The organism is Streptococcus chosunensis, assembly GCF_003626515.1.
GTDB lineage: Bacteria > Bacillota > Bacilli > Lactobacillales > Streptococcaceae > Streptococcus > Streptococcus chosunensis.
Map to the genome: position 1 here is coordinate 239326 of NZ_RBCK01000001.1, position 12616 is coordinate 251941.

The window sequence follows — 12616 nt, forward strand, 5'->3', positions numbered from 1 at the left end:
AGGCCATGAATGATAAAGTAAAATTGTTTGTCTTGGCAGGGATTTTTTTCCTAGCCATAACCGGTTTCTATTTTCTATTGATGCGAAATGCAGGGCAGACAGATAGCTCGCAAATTGAGAAAGCATCAGTTAGCCAAGGAGGAAAAACAGTGAAAAAAACAGAAGTGAGTAAAGACGCAGACTTGCATGAAATTTATCTAGCTGGAGGATGTTTCTGGGGAGTGGAGGAATACTTCTCACGCGTTCCCGGAGTGACAGATGCCGTTTCAGGCTATGCAAATGGTAGAGGGGAAACAACCAAGTACGAATTGATTAACCAAACTGGACATGCGGAAACCGTCCATGTGACTTACGACGCCAAGCAAATTTCCCTCAAGGAAATCTTGCTTCATTACTTCCGCATTATCAATCCAACCAGCAAAAATAAACAAGGGAATGACGTGGGTACCCAGTATCGTACCGGTGTTTATTACACAGATGACAAGGATTTGGAAGTAATCAACCAGATCTTTGATGAAGTTGCTAAGAAGTACGACCAACCTCTGGCAGTTGAAAAGGAGCCCTTGAAGAATTTTGTGGTGGCTGAGGATTATCACCAAGATTATCTCAAGAAAAATCCAAATGGCTACTGTCATATCAATGTTAATCAGGCGGCCTACCCCGTCATCGATGCCAGCAAATATCCCAAACCAAGTGATGAGGAATTGAAAAAGACCCTGTCACCTGAGGAGTATGCAGTTACTCAAAAAAATCAAACAGAACGAGCTTTTTCAAACCGCTACTGGGATAAATTTGAATCTGGTATCTATGTGGATGTAGCAACTGGTGAACCTCTCTTTTCATCAAAGGATAAGTTTGAGTCTGGTTGTGGCTGGCCTAGTTTTACCCAACCCATCAGTCCAGATGTTGCCACCTACAAGGAAGATAAGTCTTACAATATGACACGCATGGAAGTGCGAAGCCGAGTTGGAGATTCTCACCTTGGCCATGTCTTTACGGATGGACCTCAGGATAAGGGTGGCTTGCGCTACTGTATTAATAGTCTCTCTATCCGCTTTATTCCCAAAGACCAAATGGAAGAAAAAGGCTACGCTTATTTACTAGATTATGTCGATTAAGAGGGCTTTCCTAAGCAGTTAGGGGAGAATTTTGCTATACTGATACTAGTAAGTGACAAAGGAGAGAAGCATGACCTACACAATCTTAATCGTAGAAGATGAATATCTGGTAAGACAAGGTTTGACCAAGCTGGTCAATGTAGCAGCCTACGATATGGAAATCATCGGTCAGGCTGAAAATGGAAGGCAGGCTTGGGAATTGATTCAAAAGCAGGTGCCAGATATCATTTTAACTGATATCAACATGCCTCAGCTAAATGGCATCCAGTTGGCCAGTCTGGTCCGAGAAACCTATCCTCAGGTTCATTTGGTCTTTTTAACAGGCTACGATGATTTTGATTATGCTTTGTCTGCTGTCAAACTAGGTGTGGATGACTACCTGCTCAAGCCCTTTTCTCGTCAGGATATTGAGGAAATGTTGGGGAAAATCAAGCAAAAGTTGGATAAGGAAGAAAAGGAAGAGCAATTACAAGATTTATTGACCGATAAGTTTGAGGGAAATATGGCCCAGAAAATCCAGTCCCATCTGGCTGATAGCCAATTTAGTTTAAAGTCTTTGGCCAGTGACTTGGGCTTTAGTCCGACTTATCTGAGTTCTTTGATTAATAAAGAGTTGGGCCTACCTTTTCAGGATTATTTGGTGCGAGAACGTGTCAAACAGGCCAAGCTCTTGCTTTTAACTACGGATCTGAAAATTTACGAGATTGCAGAGAAGGTTGGTTTTGAAGATATGAACTACTTTACCCAACGTTTTAAACAGATTGCAGGTGTGACACCTCGTCAGTTTAAGAAGGGGGAAGGTCGATGAAGCGTTCTTCACTCCTAGTTAGAATGGTTATTTCTATCTTTCTGGTCTTTCTCATTCTCCTAGCTCTGGTTGGGACTTTCTACTATCAATCTAGTTCTTCAGCCATTGAGGCTACCATTGAAGGCAATAGCCAAACGACTATCAGCCAGACTAGTCACTTTATCCATTCTTATATCAAAAAATTAGAAACCACCTCGACTAGCTTGACCCAGCAGGCGGACGTCCTAGCTTATGCTGAGAATCCCAGTCAAGACAAGGTCAAGGGAATCCGAAATCTGTTTTTGACTATCTTGAAGGCAGACCAGGACTTGAAAACTGTTGTTCTGGTCACCAAATCCGGTCAGGTCATTTCTACAGATGATAGTGTGCAGATGAAAACCTCCTCTGATATGATGGCTGAGGATTGGTACCAAAAGGCTATTCATCAGGGAGCTAAGCCCGTTTTGACACCAGCTCGTAAATCAGATAGTCAGTGGGTCATTTCTGTCACTCAAGAACTTGTTGATGCAAAGGGAGCCAATCTGGGTGTACTTCGTTTGGATATTTCTTATGAAACTCTGGAAGCCTATCTAAATCAACTCCAGTTGGGGCAGCAGGGCTTTGCCTTTATCATCAATGAAAACCATGAATTTGTTTATCATCCTCAACACACAGTTTATAGTTCGTCTAGCGAAATGGAGGCTATGAAACCCTACATTGAGACAGGGCAGGGCTATACTCCAGACCACCAATCCTATGTCAGTCAGGAAAGGATTGCTGGAACTGATTGGACGGTGCTTGGTGTGTCTTCGTTGGAGAAGTTAGACCAGGTTCGGAGTCAACTCATGTGGACCTTGCTTGGAGCCAGTGTCACATCTCTTCTTGCCTGTCTCTGCTTGGTGTGGCTTAGTCTTAAACGCTGGATTGCTCCTCTGAATGACTTGAGAGAAACCATGCTGGAGATTGCTTCTGGTAATCAGAATCTTCGTGCCAAGGAAACTGGTGCCCATGAACTGAGAGAAGTGACTCGTCAGTTCAATGCCATGTTGGATCAGATTGATCAGCTGATGACGGATATTCGCAGGCAGGAAGAGACGACCCGTCAGTACCAACTTCAAGCCCTATCGAGCCAGATTAACCCCCATTTCCTCTACAATACTTTGGACACCATCATCTGGATGGCTGAATTTCAGGATAGTCAGCGAGTGGTTCAGGTGACCAAGTCCTTGGCGACTTATTTCCGCCTAGCGCTCAATCAGGGTAAAGATTTGATTTGCCTGTCTGACGAAATTAACCATGTCCGCCAGTATCTCTTTATCCAGAAACAACGCTATGGGGATAAGCTGGAATACGAAATTAATGAAAATCCTGCCTTCGATAATCTAGTCTTGCCCAAGCTGGTGTTGCAACCTCTAGTAGAAAATGCTCTTTACCATGGCATCAAGGAAAAAGAAGGTCAGGGTCATATTAAAGTTTCTGTTCAGAAACAGGATTCAGGACTAGTCATCCGCATTGAGGATGATGGGGTTGGTTTCCAAGATGCTAGCGATAGTAGTCAAAGTCAACTCAAACGTGGGGGAGTTGGTCTTCAAAATGTTGATCAACGGCTCAAACTTCACTTTGGAGAAGATTACCAAATGAAGATTGATTCTATTCCCTCAAAAGGTACGACAGTTGAAATATACATAAATAGAATAGAAACTAGTTAACTCCCAGTCAATTCTGGGAGTTTTATGCGTAATTGGGCAAGCTTTCTAAGTTGTCTATCTTGCTAAAACGTAGAAAAAACGATATGATAGATAATGACAAAAGAGGTATCAAGTATGAAGGAAAAAGACATTCAAAGAGAAACAAGTCAGATTGTAAAAGGTGTATTAGAAAAGGCCAATTTGAAGCAAGGATCCATCTTTGTTTTGGGCCTTTCTTCTAGTGAGGTGATAGGTGGTCAGATTGGCAAGGAATCCAGCCAAGAAATTGGGGAAATCATTGTGAAGACCATTCTAGACATCCTAGAGGAAAAAGGAATTCATCTAGCCGTTCAAGGTTGTGAACATGTCAATCGGGCCCTCGTTGTTGAACGTCAGGTTGCAGAGCAGTTTGGTCTGGAAATCGTCAGTGTCCTTCCTACTCTCCATGCAGGAGGTTCAGGTCAGTTGGCAGCCTTCAAGTTTATGCAAGATCCAGTTGAGGTTGAATTTATCAAGGCTCATGCTGGATTGGATATCGGAGACACTGCAATTGGTATGCATGTCAAGCATGTTCAGGTTCCGATTCGCCCTCTTTTGAGAGAAATTGGTCATGCCCATGTAACGGCTCTTGCTAGCCGTCCAAAATTAATTGGAGGTGCGCGTGCGCATTATCCACAAGATTCTATTAGAAAGTCATAAGAATGAGAAAAACAAAACAACAACTAGAAAAAATCACAAAATATTCGATTCGTAAGCTAACTGTTGGGGTAGGTCCTGTAGCTATCGGGGCCTTCCTTTTTGGTGCTAGTACCCTTTCAGTAGATAAGGTGCAAGCCAATGAAGTGGGTGGTGCTCATAGTGTTCATTACCGATATTTGGCGGAGCAGGAATTGACCGAGTCTGAAAAAGCCTTAATTCACCATGAAGTCCCTTCGGAGTTTCAAGAGGATGATATTATCTATGCAGTGTATCGAAAGAAAGTTAGTACCTACCAAGAACTTCCTTATACAGGGAGTAAAGAATTAGCCTTGGCTGGTATAGGGTTGGCTACGGCTTCTTTGGCTGTTTTATTAATCTCTAAAAAACATCGTGGTAAGGTGCTTGGTGTCTTATTAATTAGTTCGATTGGTGCAAGCAACTTTGTTCCTTTCACCACATTTGCGTTTGAAAATAAAGAATTGCTTTCTTATAACCAAACTATTTCAGCCTCTACACATGAAGGCTTGGCTGAAGGGATTATCCACATTGATGGCTATGAGTATATTGGATACTTCAAGGAAGCAGAACTCCATCCATCAAGACCAGCTTCAGCTGAACAGCCTCAGTTGCCAGTCGAAAAGCAAAGTTCAAAAGAAATCGAGAAGACAGAAGTAGTTCAAGAAAAACCAGTTTCTGAGAAACCTCAGTCAAGACTGGAAGAGAGCTTGGTAGATATTCCTTTTGAAACAGTCACAAGCCCAGATACCAATCTAGCAGAAGGACAGACTCGTATCGTCACAGCTGGAGTAAATGGTCAGCGTCGCATTGTAACCAAAGTATCGATGGTTAATGGTCAAGAAGTTAGAGAAGTCATCGAAGACCAAGTGGTTCAAAATCCTGTTTCGCAAGTCATTGCAGTCGGAACTAAGAAAGAAGAGCAACCTGCCCCAACTCCAGTACCACAAGCTGAACCAACGCATCAGGTAGCTAAAGGAACGCAAGAGGCAGGCAAAGCAGGTCAAGCCTTAACGCAACCAACCTTACCAGAGGCTCCAGTTGAAGCAAAAGGAACGCAAGAGGCAGGCAAAGCAGGTCAAGCTCTAACACAACCAGAACTACCAGAGGCTCCAGTTGAAGCAAAAGGAACCCAAGAGGCAGGCAAAGCAGGTCAAGCTCTAACACAACCAGAACTACCAGAGGCTCCAGTTGAAGCAAAAGGTACCCAAGAGGAAGGCAAAGCAGGTCAAGCTCTCACACAGCCAAAATTACCAGAAGCCCAAGTAGAAGTAAAAGGTACACAAGAGGAAGGTAAAGCAGGTCAAGCCCTTATACAAGAACAGTTACCTGAGTACAAAGTAACTGAGGGAGCGGTTACGAAAGAAACTACTACTGAGATTGACTATAAGACAGAAATTATCGAGGATCCAACCAAATATACGGATGAAGAAACTGTAGTTCAAGATGGAGAAAAGGGCAGTAAAATTACCAAAACGACTTATAAGACTCTCGAAGGTGTTGAGACTGACCAAGTTTTAAATACAACAACTACTGTTGTCAAAGAACCAGTCACTAAAAAAATAAGCCGTGGGACAAAACCAATTGAAGGAACTCTGGTGGAAGAAAGTCTTGAAAAGATTCCATTTAAGGAAGTTCTTAAAGAAGATGACCAACTGAAAAAGGGTGAAAGAGTTACTGTCCAAGAAGGAAAAGATGGGCAGAAAAAAGTTACCAAGACTTACAAAACTCTCAAAGGTTTAAAAACTGAAGAAGCACCTAAAATTGTGGAACAGGTTCTGGAGTTAGACCAAGATCGTATCGTCAAATTAGGAACTAAAAACTTTGAAAAACCAATCTTAAGTTTGTCACTTGTTGATGTTAATGATTTGAAACGATCATCTCAAATTCGTTATAATTTGGAAAATCCAAGTAAAGCAGCCATTAAATCTATCACTCTAACTCTGAAAAAGGGTGATGAAATTGTTAAAACTTTGAATGTTTCACCAGACGACTTGACAACGACCTTGACAGATTTGCAGTACTACAAGGATTATAAACTTGAAACGAAGATGGTTTATGACCGTGGTGAGGGTGATGAGGAAGAAGTTCTGAAAGAAGAACCGCTAAGAATTGACCTCAAAAAAGTTGAAATCAAAAACATCAAAGAAACAAGCTTGATGAGTGTGGATGCTGACGGTAATGAAACAGATACTAGTTTGCTGACAGAAAAACCAGCTGATGTTGCTCCACTCTACCTACGAGTTACAACTCACGACAACAAAGTTACAAGACTGGCTGTTGACAAGATTGAAGAAGTAGAAAAAGACGGAAAAACTTTATACAAAGTCACTGCCAAAGCACCTGATTTAGTTCAACACACAGATGTTTCTAAATTGGCAAACGAGTATGTTCATTATTTTGAAAAACAAAAAGCACACGATGGTGATGTATATTATAGCTTTAACGACCTAGTAACGGCTATGATAGCTAATCCAAGTGGTACCTTTAAACTTGGTGCAGATTTGAATGCAGCAAATGTACCAACTCCGAATAAACAATATGTACCTGGTAAATTTAGCGGAACTTTAACAAGTGTTGACGGTAAACAATATACCATTCATAATATGGCTCGTCAGTTATTCGATAACGTTGAAGGCGGTACAGTTAAAAACATTAACTTAGGTAATGTTAATATCAATATGCCTTGGATTGAAAATATTTCCGCACTATCAAGAGTAATTAAAAATGCCACAGTTGAAAATGTTAAGGTAACTGGTAGTATCCTTGGTAAAGATGGTATTGCTGGTATCGTAAATAAAGGAGATACTGGTGGACTTCTTAAAAATGTTGCTTTCATCGGTAAACTAACAGGTGTCGGTAATAAAGGTTGGGATCTTGGTGGTATCGCCGGAGAACTTTGGCGTGGTAATATTAAACATGCATACGTAGATGCTGATATTGTTGCAGATAGAGCACGTGTTGGTGGACTTGTCGCTAGAACCGATAACGGTTCTGATCCTAATGGTATTGATAAATACGCTTCTGTTCGTAACGCTGTTACTAAAGGAACTATTGATGTGAAGAACCCTGTTGAGGTAGGTGGTTTCATTAGTAAGAACTGGACATGGGGACGTGTTGCTGACACAGTTTCAATGATGAAAGTCAAAAACGGTGAAGAATTCTACGGTTCTAGAGATTTAGAAGCAGAAGGTGGATATTACACAAAAAACTGGATTGAAAGAAACTACGTTGTTAAAGATGTGAGTGAAGGTTCTCACTCATTTAACGGTTCTCGTAGTAATCGAATCCAAGAAATCAGCCTAGAAGATGCAAATAAAAAAATAGAATCATTCGGAATTACAGCTGATAAGTTTGAAATTAAACCTCTTGTTGAAGATGCACTTAATAACGTAAAACCAAAAACAGATACTTATAAAGATACTCAAGATTATGACGCATCTCGCGAACTTGCTTATCGTAACATCGAAAAACTTCAACCATTCTACAATAAAGAATGGATTGTAAACCAAGGTAACAAGATTCCAGCTGGTTCTAAATTATTAACTACAGAGGTGTTATCTGTTACAGGTATGAAAGATGGTCAATTTGTGACTGATTTATCAAATGCAGATCACATCATGATCCATTACGCTGATAAGACGAAAGAAATTAAAGCTATTACACAAAAAGAATCTAAAGTTCAACAAGTTCGTGAATATAGTATTGAAGGATTGGGTGATATTGTCTATACACCAAATATGGTTGTTAAAGATAGGACACAATTGATCAGCGATATCAAAGCTAAATTAGCTTCTGTTGAACTTGATTCAGATGAAGTTCGTAAGATTAATAACAATCCTAAGATGTTATACATGGAAGAAAGCTTCAAAGAAGTAAAAGATAATCTTGATGCTTTAGTTAAAGCTTTAGTTGAAAATGAAGACCATCAATTAAATACGGACGAAGCAGCTAAACGTGCATTGATTAAAAAAGTTGAAGATAACAAAGCTAAAATCATGTTAGCTCTGGCTTACTTAAACCAATACTATGGAATTAAATTTGACGGATTAAATATCAAAAATATGATGACCTTCAAACCGGATTTCTACGGTAAGAACGTTAACGTACTTGATAGATTAATCAGCTTCGCTTCAAATGGTAACAACCTAAAAGGTGATCAATCACACGATGCATTTAACAGAGCCCTTGCAAGTGCTACTGGTAAAGCTAACTTACACGAATTCCTGAAGTACAACATGGAATTATTCACTAGTGAAACAGATATGAATACTTGGTTCAAGAACAACATTGCAGACAACGCTTATGTTGTTGAGAAACAATCATCAAATCCTGATTTTGCGAATAAGAAACATAAATTGTATGAAGTAATTAATAATGGACATCACGGACGTTATATTCTACCACTTCTGAATTTGAAGAAAGCGCATATGATTTTAATTACGACCTATAATACCATTGCCTTTAGTTCATTTGAGAAATATGGTAAGAACACAGCAGAAGAACGTGAAGCGTTCAAGAAGCAAGTTGATTTACGTGCACAAGAACAAATCAATTATTTAGACTTCTGGTCAAGACTTGCTGCAGATAATGTACGAAATAATCTTCTTAAGAGTGAAAATATGGTACCATCTGCAATTTGGGATAACCATGATGTACCAGGTTTGGGATGGGTTGACCGTATGGGACATACGAAGAAAGGCGATTTTGCTCCAATTCGTGAATTCTATGGTCCGACTGATAAGTGGCATGGATACAATGGAATGGGCGCATACGCTTATATCTTCCAAAATCCACAACCACAAGAGGCTGTATATTACATCATCTCAAGCATGATTAGTGATTTTGGTACATCTGCATTCACTCACGAAACAACTCACATCAATGACCGTATGGCCTACTTAGGAACATGGCGTCACCGTGAAGGAACAGATGTTGAAGCCTTTGCTCAAGGTATGTTACAATCACCATCAGTTTCAAATCCAAATGGTGAATATGGTGCCTTAGGATTAAACATGGCTTACGAACGTCAAAATGATGGAAATCAAATTTACAACTATAATCCGAATGTGTTAAATAGTCGTGAGAAAATCGATCACTACATGAAGAATTACAATGAATCCATGATGATGCTTGATTACTTAGAAGCTGAGTCTGTCATCAAGAAAAATACTGGAACAAATGATAAGTGGTTCAAGAAGATCGATAAGAAATATCGTGAAAAAGCGGATCGCAATGGCTTAGTTGGTGAACCACACCAATGGGATTTAGTTCGTGATTTGAATGATGGCGAAAAGAATACGAAGCTGACAAGTATTGATCAACTGGTTGATGGAAACTTTGCAACGAAACATGGATTACCAGGAAATGGTCATTACCGTACTGAAGGATTTGATTCTGCTTATACTGTAGTAAATATGATGACAGGTATTTATGGTGGTAATACAAGTAAGAGTGCGGTTGGTTCAATCTCATTCAAACATAATACCTTCCGTATGTGGGGTTACTTCGGTTATCTAGACGGGTTCTTAGGTTATGCATCAAACAAATACAAGCAAGAATCTAAAGCTGCTGGTAATGTAGGTCTTGGTGATGACTTTATTATTAATAAAGTTTCTAACGGCAAATTCCAAAGCTTAGAAGCATGGAAGAAAGCATGGTATCATGAAGTACACGAAAAAGCCCAAAGAGGTTTTGTTGAAATTGAAATCGATGGTCAAAAGATTTCAACTTACGCACAACTTCAGACCTTATTTGATGCAGCGGTCGAAAAAGACCTTCAAGGTAATGATTTCAAGAATACTGTAGATCTTAAATGGAAGGTTTACAAACAACTCTTGCAGAAATCAGATGGATTTGCTGGTGATTTATTCACTAAAGCATAATCAATAGTAAGAAAATAATAAAAAGGTAGATCAGCTTTGTCTGAATCTGCCTTTTTATGCTATACTTAAGGTATGCATAGAAAAACAGTGATTGATTTTAGGGCTTTGGGGGAGAGATACACCTTTACCCAGCCGATTAAAGAGTTGAAAACGAGAAATGTAGCAGAAGTGGCAGATTTGCTGGCACAAGTGGAAAGTTACCAAGAGCAAGGATATTATGTGGTGGGCTATGTCAGCTACGAGGCTGCACCTGCTTTTGAGGAGAAATTAGCAGTTCATAAAGCTCCTTTACTGGCAGAGTACCTGCTTTACTTTACTGTTCATGATAGCGTAGAAACATCCCCTATTCCTCTGACTTATGATGAGGTTGATTTGCCTTCAAACTGGCAGGAAGTAACGTCTGCAGAGGATTATGAAAAGGCGATTGCTCAGATTCACCATCATTTGCGGCAGGGAGACACCTACCAGGTCAACTACACCGTACAATTAAAACAAGACTTAAGTGCCAATCCTTTTGCCATCTATAATCGTATGGTGGTAGAGCAGGAGGCGGGTTACAATGCTTATGTTGAACATGACGAGATGGCAGTGATTTCCATGAGCCCAGAGCTCTTTTTTGAGCAAAATGACCGCGAGTTGACAACACGACCAATGAAGGGAACGACTCAGCGTGGCATGACTGACCAAGAAGATTTAGAACAGGCTAGCTGGTTGGAGCAGGATCCCAAAAATCGCTCTGAAAATATGATGATTGTGGACCTCTTGCGCAATGATATGAATCGTATTTCTGAAGTGGGGAGTGAACATGTGGAGCGTCTCTGCCAAGTAGAACAGTATTCAACTGTTTGGCAGATGACTTCGACCATCAAGAGTCAGTTGCGAGAGGATGTTGACCTTGTTGAAATATTCCGTTCTCTTTTTCCTTGCGGTTCCATAACGGGAGCACCGAAAATTGCGACTATGGAGATTATAAAGGACTTGGAGCCACAACCGCGTGGAGTCTACTGCGGAACGATTGGTCTCCTGCTTCCAAATGGACAACGGATTTTTAATGTGGCTATCCGGACTATTCAACTGTATCAAGGGAAAGCCATCTATGGAGTTGGCGGAGGCATTACATGGGATAGCACTTGGGAGTCTGAATACCGTGAGGTTCATCAAAAGGCAGCAGTTCTCTATCGTAAACAAGCTCGTTTCAAACTGATTACTACAGGGAAAATCAGCCAGAAGAACTTGTTGTTTGAAGAACAACATCTGGAAAGGCTGAGAAAAGCTAGTCGGTATTTTGCCTTTCCATTTGATTTAGAAGACTTGAAACAAAAGATAGAGGAGGAGTGTCAGGCTTGTGATGATAATCAAGATTACCGCTTGCGAATTAGCCTTAGCAAGTCTGGAGAGATAGAAGTCGATCGCCAAGTATTAACACCCCTTAGTACAATCTTTTGTCAGGCCCAACTCTGTCTTCAGGAAGCCAATTTGCAACAAGCCTTTACCTATTTTAAAACGACTTACAGACCGCATTTGAGCCTAGGGGAGCAAGAGATCATTTACCACAATAAGTCTGGAGAACTTCTTGAAACCTCTATCGGAAATTTGGTTCTGAAAATCGATGGGAAACTCTACACACCGCCTATCCGACTGGGAATCTTACCAGGAATTTATCGTCAGCATTTGCTAGAAACAGGACAGCTAGAAGAGAAAGCCTTGACCATAGAAGATTTGAAGGGAGCAGAAGCTATCTATGGCTGTAATGTAGTCAGGGGCTTGTATGAGTTGTCAGTAAGGGAGAACTAAATGAAATTAATATTTTTACATGGCCTAGGTCAGTCAGCAGAGTCTTGGAAAGAAGTTCGGAATCTACTGACAGATTATCCTTCTGAGGCTATCGAGTTATTTTCTTCTGAAGTTAACAGCTATCAAAAAATCAAGGAGAGAGTTTATCAGCACCTAGCTCAAGAGACAGAACCTTTTGTTTTGATTGGATTGTCCTTAGGTGCTGCCCTGGCACTAGAACTTTCCAGTTACGATTTACCAAATCTTCGAGCTTTGGTTCTGTCAGGATGCCCGCTAAAATTATCAGGGAATATCCTATTTTATGTTCAGTTGCTGATATTTAAATTACTTCCCAAAAGAGTATTTGAAAAACAGGGAGCAGACAAGGCTCTTATGGTCGGAATTTCTGAAGAGTTGAAGACACTTGATTTAACTGATATATCAAGGACTTGCCCCTATCCAACCTTACTAATTTGTGGTAGCAAAGATAAACCGAATCTTAGTTCTATGAGAAGTCTTCATAAACTTATATCAGAATCTCAATTTCAGATTATACCAGATGGACCTCATGTCTTGAATAAGGCTAAACCAAAGGAGTTTGTAGAAAATACCAGAAGTTTCCTTGAATTGCTGAAATAAGTTTGATAAAAT

7 protein-coding genes are annotated in these 12616 nt (G+C 40.3%); all 7 read left to right on the forward strand.

The window, feature by feature from the left end; translation table 11 throughout:
* Positions 1–5 precede the first annotated feature (5 nt).
* The 7 genes from msrB to D7D54_RS01195 all read left to right on the forward strand — a co-directional run bounded on the left by msrB (position 6) and on the right by D7D54_RS01195 (position 12604).
* Positions 6–1118 carry a peptide-methionine (R)-S-oxide reductase MsrB gene (gene msrB, locus D7D54_RS01165; RefSeq protein ID WP_020902213.1) on the forward strand — a complete coding sequence of 371 codons (1113 nt, stop codon included), beginning with the start codon at positions 6–8 and terminating at the stop codon, positions 1116–1118.
* Positions 1119–1188: 70 nt separating this feature from the next.
* A complete protein-coding gene (locus D7D54_RS01170) occupies positions 1189–1926 on the forward strand; it encodes a response regulator transcription factor (RefSeq protein WP_120718625.1) in 738 nt (245 codons plus the stop codon).
* The gene (locus tag D7D54_RS01175) at positions 1923–3614 is read left to right on the forward strand and encodes a cache domain-containing sensor histidine kinase (RefSeq protein WP_120718626.1); all 1692 of its coding nucleotides are present in this window, start codon (positions 1923–1925) and stop codon (positions 3612–3614) included. Before D7D54_RS01170 ends, D7D54_RS01175 begins: the two co-directional genes overlap by 4 nt.
* Before the next feature lie 114 nt (positions 3615–3728).
* A complete protein-coding gene (locus D7D54_RS01180) occupies positions 3729–4292 on the forward strand; it encodes a TIGR01440 family protein (RefSeq protein ID WP_162496580.1) in 564 nt (187 codons plus the stop codon).
* Between the two features lie 2 nt (positions 4293–4294).
* The gene (locus D7D54_RS01185; RefSeq protein ID WP_120718628.1) at positions 4295–10192 is read left to right on the forward strand and encodes a ZmpA/ZmpB/ZmpC family metallo-endopeptidase; all 5898 of its coding nucleotides are present in this window, start codon (positions 4295–4297) and stop codon (positions 10190–10192) included.
* A 72-nt stretch (positions 10193–10264) separates the two neighbouring features.
* Positions 10265–11986, forward strand: coding sequence for an aminodeoxychorismate synthase component I (gene pabB / locus D7D54_RS01190; RefSeq protein WP_120718629.1), 1722 nt, complete (start codon positions 10265–10267; stop codon positions 11984–11986).
* Positions 11987–12604, forward strand: a complete 618-nt coding sequence (locus tag D7D54_RS01195; protein WP_020902449.1) for an alpha/beta fold hydrolase — start codon at positions 11987–11989, stop codon at positions 12602–12604.
* Positions 12605–12616: the final 12 nt, after the last annotated feature.

What these genes read in the sequence shown, in the direction of transcription:
- msrB (WP_020902213.1), top strand. Translation starts at nt 6, where the DNA reads ATGAATGATAAAGTAAAATTGTTTGTCTTGGCAGGGATTTTTTTCCTA.
- D7D54_RS01170 (WP_120718625.1), top strand. Translation starts at nt 1,189, where the DNA reads ATGACCTACACAATCTTAATCGTAGAAGATGAATATCTGGTAAGACAA.
- D7D54_RS01175 (WP_120718626.1), top strand. Translation starts at nt 1,923, where the DNA reads ATGAAGCGTTCTTCACTCCTAGTTAGAATGGTTATTTCTATCTTTCTG.
- D7D54_RS01180 (WP_162496580.1), top strand. Translation starts at nt 3,729, where the DNA reads ATGAAGGAAAAAGACATTCAAAGAGAAACAAGTCAGATTGTAAAAGGT.
- D7D54_RS01185 (WP_120718628.1), top strand. Translation starts at nt 4,295, where the DNA reads ATGAGAAAAACAAAACAACAACTAGAAAAAATCACAAAATATTCGATT.
- pabB (WP_120718629.1), top strand. Translation starts at nt 10,265, where the DNA reads ATGCATAGAAAAACAGTGATTGATTTTAGGGCTTTGGGGGAGAGATAC.
- D7D54_RS01195 (WP_020902449.1), top strand. Translation starts at nt 11,987, where the DNA reads ATGAAATTAATATTTTTACATGGCCTAGGTCAGTCAGCAGAGTCTTGG.